The organism is Acinetobacter sp. YWS30-1, assembly GCF_033558715.1.
Taxonomy (GTDB): Bacteria; Pseudomonadota; Gammaproteobacteria; order Pseudomonadales; family Moraxellaceae; genus Acinetobacter.
The window spans coordinates 477,509-494,334 of the sequence record NZ_CP114606.1 but is presented as its reverse complement, the minus strand read 5'-3'; the positions used below and the strand labels follow the sequence as shown (position 1 = coordinate 494,334).

Here is a 16,826-nt window from a genome sequence, read left to right as displayed (position 1 = left end):
TTAACGTGATAAACGGAAATCTGCTTTTCCGTTAACCGTATAAGGTGACAATGCAATACTTTCATTATTTAAACTGAGTGATACTGCTGTCGCATCATCCAGTCGGATCTGGAATGGCGCTTCACCGTTCAGCTCTAAAGTAGATGCCTGACGGCCAGTAGCCAGCACGTTACCGCCTGCATCTACAATATGCACAGAAGTCGGACGGCTAAAATCAAGCTTAAGCTGATCACCGGACATGGCAGCACCGGCATCCAGATTTAAAATCTCAACATCAGAAGAGGTGTCCGCAACTTCGGCACTATTCTCGCTGCTCTCTGACCAGTTCTGGATCATGGCGACCAGTGCACCCAAGATCACTACCACAACCAGTGCAATCAGGCCACGCTTTAACCATTTGCGGTTACGATCACGCTTTGAACCTGGCAATTTACCCATGATCTTGATTGGAGAATCTTTCAGGGCGTGCGTTGCAACCATACCGGTATCATTGGCATAAATTTCATCAAAACGCTGAATCAGGCTAGAAGCATCGACACCGAGATATTTGGCATAGGTGCGGTAATAACCCTTAATAAAAGTCGCTTCAGGCAAGGATTTATAATCATCCTTTTCCAAGGCATTCAGGGTTTTTACCGGAATATTGAGTTCTTTGGCAACGTCTTCAAGCTCACGTTGCTGATTAATACGAATCTTGCGTAAGTACTCGCCTGGACGCTGAACATTTCCTAACGCGTTTGGAGCTACGCTCGAATTATTCGAATCTGAATTAGGATTTACTTCCATACGGCCTCAGTACTGTACTGTAATTGCAAATAACGTTGGTATTCCGGGCTTTCAGGGAACAATGCACGTAATTGATTGACCAAAACCTGCATGCCTAACTGATCGCCACTGGCACGCGCAGTGCGAATGCCAATCCAGAGCGCACGGGCACTCTGGTTTTTCTGCCCCACGCCACGTACAAACTGTTCATACATTTGAGTCGCGGCCGGGAACTGCTGGTTCAGATAAAAAATTTCTGCCAACTCTAACATTGATATATACGAAGCGCGATTAGCCTGTAGTGCCTGTTTGAATGATTTTTCAGCATTCGCCAAATCACCCTGTTTCAGGTAAATCCGTCCCATATTTTCAAGGGCACGAAATCGCTGGTCATAACCTAAAGTTGCGCCGGCAATTTCGAACTGCTCGATCGCATCTTTATAGCGCTCAAGCTGATATAAATAGGTGCCGTAGTTATTTCGTGCCTGGGCATTTTTTGGATCTGCCGAAATTGCACGCTTGAAATAACCTTCGGCCTTTTCAAGATTAGGTTTGCTGCCTTCCTGCTGAAGCAGCACGCCCATCATCATATTGGCTTGCGAATCACGCGGATTAGTTTCCAGTGCCTGATCCAGCGCACGTTTAGCTGAATCCAGATCACCGTTTTTAAGATATTCAACCGCCAACTGAGTACGAACCTTGGTGGCTTTTTCCGGGTCCTTCTGACCCAGATCTGGCGTTTGACACGCAGTTAAAACCAAAGACCCACATACTACTGAAACCAAAGCAAGTTTAGATGTCAGATTACTCAATTGGCGACCTCTTGTTATCCTTGTGAGCGCATAATCTCGTTGGACTGCGCAATTTTCTTTTTCCACTGTTCCGCACGACGGGTACGGTCAGCGACTTGTCCTACCAGTTGTCCACACGCAGCGTCGATATCATCACCACGTGTCTGACGAATCGTACACACAAAACCGGCATCAGACAAAGTTTTTTGGAAAGAAATAATCCGGTTACGGCTTGAACGGCCATATGGCGCATGCGGGAACGGGTTAAATGGAATCAGGTTAATCTTGCTTGGCAGATCTTTGAGCAGCTTGATCATCTGCTGGGCATGTTCAGGCTTGTCATTTACGCCATCCAGCATTACGTATTCGATGGTTACGTGCTTACGCGCACTTTCATTACCATCTTTAGTGATATAACGCTGACAAGCGGCAATAAGCTGCTCTAGCGGATATTTTTTATTGATTGGCACCAGTTCATTACGCAGTTCATCATTGGTTGCGTGTAATGAGATCGCCAAAGCCACATCAATATCTTGTGCCAACTGGTCAATTTTCGGCACGACACCAGACGTTGAAAGCGTCACGCGGCGTTTAGACATGCCATAAGCAAAATCGTCCAGCATAATGCGCATAGAGTTTAATACAGCATCATAGTTCAGCAATGGCTCGCCCATGCCCATCATCACCACGTTGGTCACTGAACGCTCACGCTCAGCCACAGGCACTTCTTCCATATAGGAATAGTTAGCCATCCACAGCTGACCGATGATTTCAGCTTGAGTCAGGTCACGCTGGAAACCTTGCTTACCGGTTGAACAGAATGAACAATCCAGGGCACAGCCTACTTGTGAAGAAATACACAGGGTCTTACGTGAGCCGGTTTTGTCTTCTGCCGGAATCAGGACAGTTTCAACCAGAGAGCCATCACCATCACCGACACGGAACACCCATTTACGGGTACCGTCTTTGGAATAGTTTTTATGCACCACTTCTGGCGCTTTAATTTCACAAATCTTTTCCAGTTTTTCACGCAGCTTGCCCGAGATATTGGTCATCTCAGCAAAATCAGTCACGAAATACTGATGAATCCATTTCATCACCTGACCGGCACGGAACTTCTTCTCGCCCATATCTTCGAAGAATTTTTCCATTTGCGGACGTGACATGCCTAGTAAGTTCACTTTTTCCACAGAATTTTGCTGTGCAGGAGTGGACGGAGATTGTTGCTGTGCATCAGAAACTGCTGATGTAGCGACCACTTCAGTACTCATGTGTATACCTAAACCATGTCTAAAGATGAAAGGAGAAGCTCAATATCTGAGCAAAGAATTATTCAGAGAATAAAAAAACCAGATAAGTATAATAACACTTATCTGGTTTGAATACTGCGTATTAACGAGTACGTGGAGCAATCTCAGTTTGCGCGAAGAAGTAGTTAATTTCGCGGTCAGCAGATGCTACAGAGTCAGAACCGTGAGCAGCGTTTTCGTCGATGCTTACAGCGAAGTCTGCACGGATTGTACCAGGAGCAGCTTCTTTAGGGTTAGTCGCGCCAAGGATGTCACGGTGAGCAAGAACAGCGTTTTCGCCTTCAAGAACTGAAACAACAACTGGACCAGAAGTCATGAATGCAACTAGGTCACCGAAGAAACCACGTTCTTTGTGCTCAGCGTAGAAGCCTTCAGCTTCAGCTTGAGTCAGGTGTTTCATTTTAGTCGCAACGATTTTAAGACCTGCTTTTTCGAAACGAGCAAAGATGTCACCGATGTGGTTTTTAGCAACTGCGTCTGGTTTTACGATAGATAATGTACGTTCAATAGCCATGATTGGCTCCTTAAGTCAATTGTTGACATGAAAATTTGCCGCATTATACCGAATAATGGACTTTTTTCCGCCCTTAAACTGTAAAAAAATTGCTTTTTTCAAACTGGCAATTAACGTGCTTCGTCAATCCATGCCATTTGAATGGCTTCCAGAAGCCCTTCGGTTGATTTGGTTGGATCGTCTTCAAAATCAGGAAGTGCACATACCCAGGCATGCAGGTCGGTAAAGCGAACCCATTGCGGATCCACGTCTGGATGCGCTTCATACAATTCAATCGCGATATCGAGGGTATCTGTCCAACGTAAACCCATGTCTATTCCTAAGCCTATTTACTGTGATGTAGTACTTTAGCAAATCTGCAAAATTCTGCGAGCCTTTGCCAGATCATCTCGTGATTTTTTACAACATGATATTAAAAAAAGGTGCCGTAAATACAATCATGGTGGCCACCAGCGCGCCCAATATGGCTCCTACCGCCACATCACTTGGATAATGCAAGCCTAAAACCATTCGGGAGATCGCGACCAGAATGGCAAATGGCAACATTAAAAACAGCAAAAAAGGTACGATATAGCCCAGCACAATGGTCACCATCACTGCATGCAAGGTATGTCCCGAAGGAAAACTAAAATGATCCAGCGGATGCTCACAGAGCCGAATCACCTGATGCACCTGATAAGGACGTGGACGTACTGTTTTGGTTTTTAGAAGTTTATAAATCAGGGTTCCGACCATACTGCCAAACACCAGATAAACAATCTGCAAGGTATACATCAGGCCCTGAATCAGCCAGACGGCAATGAGCATCAAATACCAGAATACGCCATTGCCCAACCGGCTAATGATTTTGAAAAAAGCTGCAATGCGTTCTGAATGTGAAAAATGATTAAGATAAATACAGCCTTTTAAATCAATTTCTAAAAATTTTAGTTTTGCATTCTGAAATTTCATTGTAGAGCTCTTATTGTTTTATGCCCTGTATTTCAGGTTTTGCACGACTGAAAAATAGAGCTTGTTCAAATTGACACATGAGATAATCGCTATTCACCTTTTTAGTTTCTTAATGCCTACATCCTTCTGTAATCGTTATAAATCGCTTAATTCAGACATCTAACAGATGAATTCTTGCCACTGTCTCAACCTACTCAGCCAACCTGTCCAATCATGTTGCACCTGTAAATCAGTACGTCCATGATCATTAGCGATCACTGCTCCACCGCTGGCCATCGCCTCCTGCACTATATTTTTAACCTTTCAATCCGACCTATCCTTGAACTGTTAATAGATGATTTATTTGTACTGGTATTTATTGAAATAAGTCTGAACAAAACCTGAGAAGGATCGAATGTACTTCGAGTATAGTGCAGTTATAGCGCCCAAGACTTTGGTGAAAATGTATCTGGAAGCCGCTTCTTGCCTTGCTCTTACTCAAAATTTGGTTATTTCAAAGCATTTAAAAGTTAATGATATATAACTATCCATACTTTTGATTAAGTATGGGGTTCAGGTGTGACTGTTTTATGAATTGATTTATGGGAGCTTAGCATTTCTTACATTATCAAACTTGCTGATGCTTTATGTCTGTTCCATCTACCTTTTCAATTTCTTTACTATACTTATGCTCAACCAATAACCGATTAAATACCTGATCCATGCCAATGAATTCAACTTGTAAAATAGTTGCCATTTTTGAATATGATTTATTTTTTGAGATAACCTTTTATCTTCAAATCCCCAGTCAACCAACAAAGCTGCTCTAAGCAATAAAATTAAAATTAAAATTAAAATTAAAATTAAGACAGCTAACCACAAACTTAATGAAAGCCAACTACCCCACAATACATCACGATAAATAATTGTTTGGATTTGCTGCCATGAAGTTTTGGTATTTTTTAATTCGAATGCATATTGCTCAAACTCTTGATCACCTGCTCCTACTTCAGTCCAAGCATAGATATGATTTTCTATATTAAAAATTCAGTTCAATCTTTCATCTTATCTTTTTATATTTATTTAAATTATTATTCGACTATATAAAAAAACCCACTCTAGTGAGTGGGTTTTCGCATTCAAATCAAATGATCCAAGAAATTAGTTTTTCTCTTTATCAACGATTTTGTTTGCTTGGATCCAAGGCATCATTGCACGCAATTTAGCACCAGTTTGTTCGATACCGTGTGCAGCGTTTTGACGACGACGAGCAGTCATAGATGGATAGTTCAATGCACCTTCTTGGATGAACATCTTCGCATATTCACCAGATTGGATACGTTTAAGCGCATTACGCATTGCTTCACGAGACTGTTCGTTAATTACTTCAACGCCAGTTACGTATTCGCCGTATTCAGCATTATTAGATACTGAGTAGTTCATGTCAGCGATACCGCCTTCGAACATCAAGTCAACGATCAGTTTAAGTTCGTGTAAACATTCGAAGTAAGCCATTTCAGGTGCATAACCAGCTTCAACCAGAGTTTCGAAGCCCATTTTAACCAGTTCAACAGCACCACCACAAAGAACCGCTTGCTCACCGAACAGGTCAGTTTCAGTTTCTTCACGGAAAGAAGTTTCGATGATACCTGTACGGCCGCCACCTACACCTGAAGCGTAAGAAAGAGCTACATTACGTGCATTACCAGAAGCATCTTGGTGGATCGCGATTAAGTCAGGAACACCTGAACCACGTTGGTATTCAGAACGTACAGTGTGACCAGGAGCTTTAGGCGCAACCATGATTACGTCTAGGTCTTTACGTGGAACAACTTGGTTGTAAAGAACAGAGAAACCGTGAGCAAATGCTAGAGTCGCGCCTTCTTTGATGTTTGGCTCGATCACGTCGCGGTAAAGTTGAGCTTGGAACTCATCTGGAGTCAAGATCATTACTACGTCAGCTTGAGCTACAGCAGCAGGAACTTCAGCAACTTTAAGACCAGCGTTTTCAGCTTTTTTCCAAGAAGTAGAATTCGCGCGTAGACCAACAGTTACGTCAACGCCAGAATCTTTAAGGTTAAGCGCGTGTGCGTGACCTTGTGAACCATAACCAATGATTGCTACTTTCTTAGATTGGATAATAGATAAGTCGCAGTCTTTATCGTAAAAAATTTGCATTGCTGTCTCCGCTTAAATGCTTGTGTGTCCGTTTCATCAGGCAATGATCCTTGATCACATTGCCTGAAGCCCCCTTCTTATTAGAATGAGGAAATAATTTAAAAAATTTAGATGGTTAGTACTTTTTCGCCGCGTGCAATACCCGACACGCCTGAACGCACCACTTCCAAAATCGTGTTTTCTGCTAATGCGTCAATAAAACCGTCGATTTTTTCAGTCGTACCTGCGATTTGAATCGTGTAAGTTGTTGGCGTTACGTCAACCACCTGGCCACGGAAAATATCGGTCGTACGTTTGATTTCATCACGGGTTGCGCCTAAAGCTTTCACTTTGATCAGCATCAATTCACGTTCAATGTGTGCACCTTCAGACAGATCCACCACTTTAACCACTTCTACCAGCTTGTTCAGCTGTTTGGTGATCTGTTCGATCTTGTGATCATCACCATACGTGGTCAAAGTCAGACGTGAAAGTGTTGGGTCTTCAGTTGGCGCAACGTTCAATGTTTCAATGTTGTAGCCGCGTTGTGAGAACAAACCTACCAAGCGAGAAAGCGCGCCTGCTTCGTTTTCTACGAGTACAGAGATAATATGTCTCATTTCGTGCGCTCCCCTTTTGCTAACCACATATCCTGCATCGATTGACCCGCAACCAGCATTGGATATACGTGTTCTGTACGGTCAACCATTACGTTAATAAATACGCACTTATCATTGATTGCCATCGCTTCTTCAAGCTTAGACTCAAGCTCGTCCGCATGGTCAATCTGAATACCTACATGACCATAAGCTTCCATCAATTTTGCAAAGTCAGGTAAAGACTCTACATAAGAGCTAGAGTGACGACCTTCGTAGTTCATGTCCTGCCACTGTTTCACCATACCTAAGGCACGGTTGTTCAGGCACAGGATTTTCACGTTCAAGCCATATTGCTTACAGGTAGAAAGTTCCTGAATACACATCTGAATAGACGCTTCACCAGTAATACAAACTACTTGCTGATCCGGGAATGCAAGCTTAGCCGCCATCGCATATGGCAGACCTACACCCATCGTACCTAGACCACCAGAGTTGATCCATTGACGAGGACGCTTGTAGCGATAGTGCAATGCGCCGAACATCTGGTGCTGACCAACGTCAGACGTGATGATCGCTTCACCATTGGTGACTTTGTCTAGAGCACGAACCACTTGCTGTGGCTTCATAGAACCATCAGTTGGTACATCAAACTTCAAGCCATGAACCTGACGCCATTCATCAATCTGTTTCCACCATGCCGCAATCGCTTCAGGATTTGGCTTGGACACATTCATTTGCTTCAACTGGTTCAGCATTTCGTTCAGCACAGGTTCTACTGCACCCACGATTGGAATGTGCGCCATGATGGTTTTAGAAATGGTCGCCGGATCGATGTCAATGTGAATGACTTTGGCATTCGGACAGAATTTCGCCGGGTTATTGGTTACACGGTCATCAAAACGCGCGCCTACACACAGAATTACGTCTGCATTGTGCATGGTCATGTTTGCTTCGTAAGTTCCGTGCATACCCAACATGCCGATGAACTGTGGATCATCGCCCGGGAATGCGCCAAGACCCATCAGGGTATTCGTAACTGGGTAACCCAATAGATGTGCAAGCTCAGTTAATTGTGCTGAAGCATTGCCCTGAACCACACCACCGCCTGAGTAAATGACTGGGCGTTTCGCATGAATCAGTTCATCAATCGCTTTACGGATTTGACCTGAGTGACCACGATATGGTGGTTGATACGAACGCATCTTCACTTTTTCAGGATATTCGTAAGCAAATTTCTCTGCCGGGTTGGTTGCATCTTTAGGAATATCAACTACGACTGGACCTGGACGGCCAGATGACGCGATATAGAATGCTTTTTTGATAATTGAAGGAATTTCGCTGGCATGGCGAACCTGGAAGCTGTGCTTCACGATTGGGCGAGAAATACCGACCATATCAGTTTCTTGGAACGCATCCTCACCGATCAAATGGCTTGCAACCTGACCAGACAGGATCACCATTGGAATGGAGTCCATATAAGCCGTTGCAATTGGAGTAACGGTATTAGTCGCGCCTGGGCCAGAAGTGACCAGCACAACACCAGTTTTACCTGTTACGCGTGAGTAAGCATCCGCCATGTGACCGGCAGCTTGTTCGTGACGTACGAGGTAATGATTAATTTTGTCTTGTTGAAATAGCGCATCATAAATATGCAGTACTGCGCCGCCTGGATATCCAAAAACATGTTCAACGCCTTCATCCGCTAATGCGCGAACGAGCATTTCACCACCAGATAGAAGTTCCAACGTGATTCACCCTATATTATTCACTGCACAAATGGGAGGCATTTGCAGTGTTCATTCATTAACTGTCTGCACTGTTATAGCACACAAATTTCATAGTTTTCAAAGCAATAGGAATAAAAAATCCGATCTACCTGCTGTTCGAGCAATACAAGATCTAAAACATGTTGGGGTAAACATATTTTGTTCGCTTTGTTCAATTTTTCGGCTAGAAAAATTGCCCATTGCATGACATGACACTTATTCGAAGGGTGATCGATCTAAGGCATATAAAACTATTGCTGCATTCTTGTGTTTTCAGCCTTTAAAGTCAAGTTTAAAAAACAGGCTATTATTGTTTATACGTCTAAAATTTGCTGCTTTTACAGGCAATTTCGACTTTAACTCTGGTTTTTAGCTTTAAAATTCTAATTTAAATTAATAAATTTCATATACTTAAAACTTTAATTTTATAAATTTTTAATATGTCTTATATAAAAAAATTGAATGAATTTTTAAGAAATTCAATGCAACTGTTTATAAATAAATTTTTTTTATATAAAATTACTCTTTTTAGGTATCAGCTCAAAACATTAAGATCACTACTGATCACAAAATTAATTGAATTAAAAATCATCTTATGGCAAAAAATTCTCTACAATAACAACCCTATTTAACCGCTTGAAATTTTCAGGACTTTTACTCATGAAAAGATCTTTCCTGACCGCATTAAGTTTTGCCACTACGCTTGTTTTAGGTGTAGCAAGCAGCTCTGCTTTAGCGATTGAATATTATAAATGGGTCGATGCCAAAGGCGTGACTCACTATACCAAAACCCCGCCTCCTAAAAATGCCAAGCATAAAAGCAAAGTAGAAACCTATGGCTGGACCAATTCCGCGCCTACTCCAGCAAGAACAACCGAAAATGAGAACCGGACCGAAACGGGTAACTCAAACTCATCTGCACCTGTGCCTGTCGTTTCTGAAAATGAGCAGCAACAGCGTGAAGCCAATGAAGCTTTACAACGTGGTCAGTCTGAGCGTGTAGCCTTCTAATCATACTCGTCTGCCAATTTAGATTTTTCCTGCAGAATCCCGTACGCAAAATTCACTTTTAGGTGCGTTTTGCGCTATGCTGTGCCTTATATTTTTTTTAACCGTTCTCTTGTATTACGTATATGACTACTCACATTGACTCAGAATATCAAGCCAGTGCGATTGAACCTCAAGTCCAGCAGGACTGGGAATCTCGCAAAGCCTTTAAAGTTGCCGACACTGTAGAAGGTCCACGTCGTTATATCCTCTCGATGTTCCCTTACCCAAGTGGCAAACTGCATATGGGTCATGTGCGTAACTATACCATTGGTGACGTGATCAGCCGCTTTCACCGTTTAAAAGGCGAAACTGTATTACAACCCATGGGTTGGGATGCTTTCGGTCTTCCTGCGGAAAACGCTGCCATTGCACACCAGGTCGCTCCTGCAAAATGGACTTTCGAAAATATTGATTACATGCGTAATCAGTTGAAGAAACTTGGCCTGTCTGTAGATTGGGATCGTGAATTCGCAACCTGCACACCAGAATACTATCGCTGGGAACAATGGCTATTCGTTCAGCTTTATAAAAAAGGCCTGATCTACCGTAAACTTTCAACCGTAAACTGGGATCCAGTCGACCAGACCGTTCTTGCCAATGAACAGGTTGAAAATGGTCGCGGCTGGCGTTCAGGTGCATTGGTTGAGAAACGTGATATTCCAATGTACTACTTCCGCATCACTGATTATGCGCAAGAATTACTGGACGATCTTGAAACATTAAAAGACGGCTGGCCACAACAAGTCCTGACCATGCAACGCAACTGGATTGGTCGCTCACAAGGTATGGAAATCACCTTCCCTTCAGCGAATCCAGACGTGTATGCAGACGGTTTAACGGTATTTACCACGCGTGCCGACACATTGATGGGTGTAACTTATGTTGCAGTGGCAGCAGAACACCCAATGGCGTTAAAAGCTGCGGAAAATAATCCTGAGCTTCAAGCATTCATCGAAGAATGCCGTATGGGTTCTGTGGCAGAAGCGGATCTTGCGACTGCTGAGAAGAAAGGCATGGCAACAGGTCTTTCTGTGAAACACCCTGTAACAGGTGAAGAAGTTCCAGTCTGGATCGCAAACTACGTACTGATGTCTTACGGTTCAGGTGCGGTGATGGCAGTGCCTTCACACGATGAACGTGACTTCGAATTTGCCAACAAATATGGCTTAACCATCAAGCAAGTCATTGATGCCAAAGGTGCAGACGATGCTGACTTTGATGCAAACACTTGGCAGGAATGGTACGGTTCTAAAGAAGGTAAACTGGTTAATTCAGGCGAATTTGACGGTTTAGATTTCCAAGCGGCTTATGATGCGTTATTGGCAAAATTAGAACCACAAGGTTTAGCAAATTCTAAAGTTCAATTCCGTTTACGTGACTGGGGTGTTTCCCGTCAGCGTTACTGGGGTTGTCCAATTCCAATGATCAACTGTGACACCTGTGGTCAAGTGCCAGTGCCTGAAGATCAACTTCCTGTTGTTCTTCCAACTGATGTCGTTCCAGATGGTTCAGGCAACCCGCTGAACAAAATGCCTGAATTTTTTGAGACCAAATGTCCATGCTGTGGTGGCGACGCACGTCGTGAAACAGATACCCTGGATACTTTTGTAGAATCATCTTGGTACTATGCACGTTATGCATCTCCAGACTTTACAGATGGCATGGTAAAACCTGAAGCAGGTCAAACCTGGCTTCCTGTAAACCAATATATCGGTGGTGTTGAACACGCGATTCTGCACTTGTTATATGCACGTTTCTTCCACAAATTGATGCGTGACGAAGGCGTGGTACAAGGTAATGAGCCGTTCACTAACTTGCTCACTCAAGGTATGGTGCTTGCGGATACTTATTACCGTGAGTCTGAGTCTGGCAAGAAAACCTGGTTCAACCCTGCCGACATCGAACTTGAGCGTGATGAGAAAGGTCGCATCACTTCTGCGAAATACAAAGGTGATGGTCAGGACGTCATTGTTGGCGGTCAGGAAAAAATGTCGAAATCGAAAAACAACGGTATCGACCCGCAAGCGATTATTGACCAATACGGCGCAGACACTGCACGTGTGTTCATGATGTTCGCAGCCCCACCTGATCAATCACTTGAATGGTCTGATGCCGGCGTTGAAGGTGCAAACCGCTTCCTGAAACGTGTATGGCGTTTGGCAACCGGTTTCCTTGAAAAAGGCAATGCTGCGACTGAATTCGATAAAGCCGCTCTTTCTACAGCTGCGCAAGATTTACGTCGTAAGACTCACGAAACCATCCAGAAAGTGGGTGATGACATCGAACGTCGTCACGCATTCAACACTGCGATTGCAGCAATGATGGAACTGTTAAATGCGAACAACAAGTTTGAAGCGAAAGGTGATAATGACGTTGCTGTAGCACGTGAATCAATCACTACGCTTCTTACTTTATTGGCACCATTTGCACCGCACTTAAGCCAGACTTTATTGGCTCAGTTTGGGATTGAGTTAACTCAAGCGCAGTTCCCACAAGTGGATGAATCTGCATTGACTCGTAATACACAAACCATCGTGGTTCAGGTGAACGGTAAACTTCGTGGCAAACTTGAAGTGTCTGTGGATGCATCAAAAGATGATATTTTGGCGCAAGCCAAAGCCTTGCCTGAAGTTCAGCAATTCTTGACGGGTCCAACCAAGAAAGAAATTGTGGTGCCGAATAAGTTAGTGAATTTGGTGGTTTAATTTCCTTGAAGCCTCCCTGAGCAAGATATAAAGCACTGCTTTATATTGAAGCGCAAGAAAGGGAGGTTTGGAGGGATTTAATCTCCCCTAACCCCTCTTTAATAAAGAGGGGAATTCCCGTCCATATATAAAAAATGGGTTCTCCTCCCTTTTTTAAAGGGAGGTAGGGAGGGATTAAAAAACAATTCCAAACAAAGCCCGTTGCCAGCCAACGGGCTTTGACTTTACAATCCGGTTCAGGATTTCAAATATTTCCCCAAGGGAAAAGAGGATACTCATGCATTTAGGCAAACGTTTAGCAGCAATTGTTTTAACTTGTGGTCTAAGTGCAGGCCTCGTCGGCTGTGGCTTTCATTTAAAAGGAACCAATCCGAGTTCCGCACCTGTAGCTTACTCAGTCATGAGTCTGGCCCTGCCTGACAATACTGAAGATCTTCAGGAAAAACTGGCTGTTTACCTGGGTGCTGCTGGAGTACAGCTGAGTAATGCACCTGATGCTTATGTCTTACGTGTCCTAGATTACACCCCTCGCCGTTTAGAATTGAATGGCAAACTTGTAGAAACCTTATTGCGTCTGAATGTAACTTTCCGAATTGAAGATGCGCAAGGCAATCCGGTGACTGAACCCCGTACGGTAATTGCGACCCGTACCTATCAATATGATATTGAAACCGTGAATACAGATGACCAGGAACAGAAATTCTTAAATCAGGTCCTGATTGATGATGTGGCCCAGCAGATTGCCCGTCAAATTTCATCGAATCGTTTGCCATTGGCAAGATCAGAAACTTCGACTCAACCAGCCCAATAAGATGACCCAATGAAACTTGACTACCTCCAGGCATTAAAACGTGTCAATGAAGCTCGCGGTGCCTGGGTGTTACATGGTCAGGAGCCTTTGCTGGAACAGAATCTGGTAGATGCCTTTCGTAGCAGCTGGCAAAGCCGTGAAGTTGAACGCCAGCGTTATGATATTAGCTCTGCCTCTGACTGGAAAAATGTCTTCAATGCTTTAAACAGCCTGTCATTATTTTCTAGCCAACTGGCAATTGAAGTGCATGGAAATATCAAACCGGATGCCAGCGGTCTCAAACTGTTAAAAAGCTATCTGCAGCAGGACAGTGATAACCTGCTGTTGGTGGTCATGCCGAAACAGGATGCCAGCAGCCTGAAATCCAGTTTTTTCCAGACCATTGATGCCAATGGCGTAAATGTATCACTGGTAGCGAACTACCCAAAAGATCGTCAACAGATCCTCGGAATTGAAGCGGAAAAACTGGGAATTAAGCTGGCCAATGACGCCTGGCAATGGCTAGAGCAGCATCATGAGCACAATTTGCTGGCAGCCAAAAATAGCCTGATGCGCGTAGCAGATACCTTTGCTGAAGTAGATATTATCCAGATTGACCATCTATATGCCTGCTTGCAGGATCAGTCCCGTTACAGCACCTATGATCTGAGTGATGCCTTGCTGAATGGGAATTTGGCACAATCAATTAAGATCTTTCAGTATCTGATTGCCTCAGGTGAACCGATGAGCCTGATTTTGTGGAGTATCAGCAAAGAAATGCGTCTATTGATGCAATTATTTGAACAGCCACAAAATGCCTTACAAATCGGTATCTGGAAGACTAAAGTGAGCTTATATCAGCAAGCCTTGCGTCGTTTAAGTCCACAGCGCTTTTTAAGCTGGCCTCAGCTTTTGATCCGGATCGATGCTGCAATCAAAGGGATGTCCAGAGAGAACCCTGAACATCTGATCTTGCAGGCCATTGCTGAAATGTGCGGTCAAAGCTTGTTTGCATCTCCGAGTGCCTAACTAAAGAAACGCGCAAACCAGCCTTTGCCTTTTTTCTTCTCCTGCGTTCGCAGGTAGCTCAGCATATTGTCCCGTACTGCTTCTACATAATCCTGATCATCGTGCTGAATATGGTTGATGAGCCATTTGGACAGAAGACGATATAAATCTTTTTCAATGGACTGACCTTGCTCAAACTTCAGACGATAATCATTTAATTTTTTGACAAATAATTCATGTATGCCGCGATGTGAAGTCAAATATTGATAACTCACCTGTTCCAGCAGGTTTTCTTCAAAGCTGAAATGTGACTGGGTATAGTCAATTAAATCGTCTAAAACCTCCCGGATTTTATCGCGATCTCCGGTACTTTTGACCTGCTCTAAGGCATTTATATAGTCCAGAATCTGGCGATGTTGATGATCAATCACCTCAATCCCAATATTGTAACTTTCATTCCATTCCATCTATGAACCTCATTAATTTTCTTAGTAAAGTCGTATTATTTTTCCGCTCATTAAATGAGCATATTCTCTTAATGAATAAACCCATATTTTTTTTATGGAATTAGATATTACAAACTTTATTTGCTTAAATCTATATGTAAAACATAGATTTTTTAAATTTTAGTAGAACACATCGTTCGAAAAATTAGATTAAAAATGAAAGAGGTTGGCTTTAGCGCAGAATTATTTTTACAACAAATATCATTAAAAACTTCCATGATATTGAGCAGCATTATGGCGTATTTTTACCAGCAGTTTAGTGACCAGCTTTTTGCATGCAGTATGTCTGAGAAGTACTTTATACTCCCATGAAGTTTTAATTAATTCATCATATGATCAATATTTTTTGGATAGCTAAATCGTATAAAATTTCACCTAAAAAAGATGATTCCAATATGAGTAGGTCAATGAATCCTTTATATAAAATCAGGTTTTATCTTATATGCTTTTTTAAACCAGGCAGTGGAAAATAGTTCTCATTTTAAATAAAAAAAATTCACGTTTTATCCTAATTTCGCTTTTATAATCAACTGTTATCCTACGACCCGAATCTGAATCCATATGCCAAAAATAAAACCTGCGAAACTCATTATGGCGATTGTAATTGCCATCCTGATGGCAGTCACTGCCTGGTATTTTCTGAAACCAAAAGAGCAGCAGCCACAATACATTACAGCTGAAGTGACCCAAGGGGATATTGAAAATTCGGTACTGGCAACTGGTGTACTTGAAGCCACCAAAATGGTCAGTGTCGGTGCCCAGGTTTCGGGTCAGGTTAAAAAAATGTATGTGCAACTCGGCGATCAGGTCAAACAAGGCCAACTGATTGCCCGAATTGACTCTGTTCGTCAGGAAAATGATTTAAAGACTGCTGAAGCCAGCATTAAAAACCAGATGGCACAGCTTGCCGTGAAACAGGCCAACCTTGCCAAGGTGGAAGCCGAGTATAAGCGTCAGCAAGCCATGTATGCCCAAGATGCAACCTCGCGTTCAGAACTGGAATCTGCATTAGCCAGCTACAAAACCGCTCAGGCAGATATCACTGCGATTAATGCACAGATTGAGCAGTCACGTTTAACCTTGGCAACCGCGAAAGAAGATCTCGGTTATACCCAAATCGTGGCACCCATGGATGGAACTATCGTAGCGATCGTGACTGAAGAAGGTCAGACTGTAAACGCCAATCAAAGCGCACCAACGATTGTGAAACTGGCACAACTGGATACCATGACGATTAAGGCTGAGATTTCCGAAGCCGATGTCATGAAAGTTCAGGAAGGCCAAACAGTGTACTTCACTACTTTGGGTAATACTGATAAGAAAATTTACGCCAAACTTCGTCAGGTTGAACCTGCACCAAATTCAATTAATACCGAAACCAATACTTCAAGCTCAACTTCAGGCTCTGCAGTGTATTACAACGCCCTGTTTGATGTACCGAATGAAGATGGCAAGCTGCGTATTGATATGACGGCGCAAGTCTATATCGTTCTTGATGAAGCACGAAATGTACTGACTGTTCCGGCGGCTGCCATTCAAGGTTCAAACCGTCCACAACGTCCAAATCGTGGTGAAGGCTCTCGCGGTGCCGTTGACCCATCTGCACGTGGTGAAGGTCAGGATCAAGCCCGTGGTGATAGTAAACGTCCGGCAGGTGACCGCCCTCCTCGCTTAGAACTTTCTGATGCTGAACGTGCCCTGGTTGAACAAGGTAAAGCTCAGCGTGCCATGGTTCGTGTATTGCAGGCAGACGGAACAGCAAAACCAACCCCTGTCCTGATTGGTCTGAATAACCGTGTAACCGCACAAGTGATCAAAGGCTTGAAACGTGGTGATCAGGTTGTGATTGCAGATGGCTCTGATACTTCTAATGACGGTGCTAAACGTGGCGGCAGTGGCCGTGGTCCTGGTGGCGCCGGCCCAATGAGAATGTAA

15 protein-coding genes are annotated in these 16,826 nt (G+C 43.3%); 5 read left to right on the top strand and 10 right to left on the bottom strand.

What is annotated here, in order from left to right; genetic code table 11:
* From O4M77_RS02290 to O4M77_RS02250, 9 genes are all read right to left on the bottom strand, one after another.
* Positions 1 to 786, bottom strand: a complete 786-nt coding sequence (locus O4M77_RS02290; protein WP_323713754.1) for a RodZ domain-containing protein — start codon at positions 784 to 786, stop codon at positions 1 to 3.
* Positions 777 to 1,577, bottom strand: a complete 801-nt coding sequence (gene pilW / locus O4M77_RS02285; RefSeq protein WP_004782101.1) for a type IV pilus biogenesis/stability protein PilW — start codon at positions 1,575 to 1,577, stop codon at positions 777 to 779. The genes O4M77_RS02290 and pilW overlap by 10 nt, the downstream gene beginning before the upstream one ends.
* A gap of 14 nt (positions 1,578 to 1,591) precedes the next feature.
* Entirely contained in the window at positions 1,592 to 2,827 is a 1,236-nt protein-coding gene (rlmN, locus tag O4M77_RS02280; protein WP_005232136.1) for a 23S rRNA (adenine(2503)-C(2))-methyltransferase RlmN, read from the bottom strand.
* 121 nt (positions 2,828 to 2,948) lie between these two features.
* A complete protein-coding gene (gene ndk / locus O4M77_RS02275) occupies positions 2,949 to 3,380 on the bottom strand; it encodes a nucleoside-diphosphate kinase (RefSeq protein ID WP_004782097.1) in 432 nt (143 codons plus the stop codon).
* Between the two features lie 110 nt (positions 3,381 to 3,490).
* Complete coding sequence (gene iscX, locus O4M77_RS02270; RefSeq protein ID WP_005232138.1) at positions 3,491 to 3,691, bottom strand: Fe-S cluster assembly protein IscX; 201 nt, start codon at positions 3,689 to 3,691, stop codon at positions 3,491 to 3,493.
* Between the two features lie 88 nt (positions 3,692 to 3,779).
* On the bottom strand, positions 3,780 to 4,331 hold the full coding sequence (locus O4M77_RS02265) for a phosphatase PAP2 family protein (RefSeq protein ID WP_004782094.1): 552 nt from the start codon (positions 4,329 to 4,331) through the stop codon (positions 3,780 to 3,782).
* Positions 4,332 to 5,471: 1,140 nt separating this feature from the next.
* Positions 5,472 to 6,488, bottom strand: coding sequence for a ketol-acid reductoisomerase (gene ilvC, locus O4M77_RS02260; protein WP_005232140.1), 1,017 nt, complete (start codon positions 6,486 to 6,488; stop codon positions 5,472 to 5,474).
* 107 nt (positions 6,489 to 6,595) lie between these two features.
* Entirely contained in the window at positions 6,596 to 7,087 is a 492-nt protein-coding gene (ilvN, locus tag O4M77_RS02255) for an acetolactate synthase small subunit (protein ID WP_004782091.1), read from the bottom strand.
* A complete protein-coding gene (locus tag O4M77_RS02250; RefSeq protein ID WP_004782089.1) occupies positions 7,084 to 8,811 on the bottom strand; it encodes an acetolactate synthase 3 large subunit in 1,728 nt (575 codons plus the stop codon). The genes ilvN and O4M77_RS02250 overlap by 4 nt, the downstream gene beginning before the upstream one ends.
* Positions 8,812 to 9,492: 681 nt before the next feature.
* On the opposite strand from O4M77_RS02250, the gene O4M77_RS02245 reads away from it, so the two are divergent.
* The 4 genes from O4M77_RS02245 (at position 9,493) to holA (ending at position 14,406) form a co-directional block, all read left to right on the top strand.
* Positions 9,493 to 9,843 (top strand): DUF4124 domain-containing protein, encoded by a 351-nt coding sequence (locus tag O4M77_RS02245; RefSeq protein WP_159124240.1) that lies wholly within the window; start codon positions 9,493 to 9,495, stop codon positions 9,841 to 9,843.
* 122 nt (positions 9,844 to 9,965) lie between these two features.
* Complete coding sequence (leuS, locus tag O4M77_RS02240) at positions 9,966 to 12,587, top strand: leucine--tRNA ligase (protein WP_200229723.1); 2,622 nt, start codon at positions 9,966 to 9,968, stop codon at positions 12,585 to 12,587.
* A gap of 277 nt (positions 12,588 to 12,864) precedes the next feature.
* Complete coding sequence (locus O4M77_RS02235) at positions 12,865 to 13,398, top strand: hypothetical protein (RefSeq protein WP_180033794.1); 534 nt, start codon at positions 12,865 to 12,867, stop codon at positions 13,396 to 13,398.
* Between the two features lie 9 nt (positions 13,399 to 13,407).
* Positions 13,408 to 14,406 (top strand): DNA polymerase III subunit delta, encoded by a 999-nt coding sequence (gene holA / locus O4M77_RS02230; RefSeq protein WP_179992379.1) that lies wholly within the window; start codon positions 13,408 to 13,410, stop codon positions 14,404 to 14,406.
* On the opposite strand, the gene O4M77_RS02225 is transcribed toward holA, so the two are convergent.
* Positions 14,403 to 14,852 (bottom strand): bacteriohemerythrin, encoded by a 450-nt coding sequence (locus O4M77_RS02225; protein ID WP_180017185.1) that lies wholly within the window; start codon positions 14,850 to 14,852, stop codon positions 14,403 to 14,405. The genes holA and O4M77_RS02225 overlap by 4 nt on opposite strands.
* Positions 14,853 to 15,452: 600 nt before the next feature.
* Here O4M77_RS02225 and O4M77_RS02220 point away from each other — a divergent pair.
* Positions 15,453 to 16,826 (top strand): MacA family efflux pump subunit, encoded by a 1,374-nt coding sequence (locus O4M77_RS02220; RefSeq protein WP_180052454.1) that lies wholly within the window; start codon positions 15,453 to 15,455, stop codon positions 16,824 to 16,826.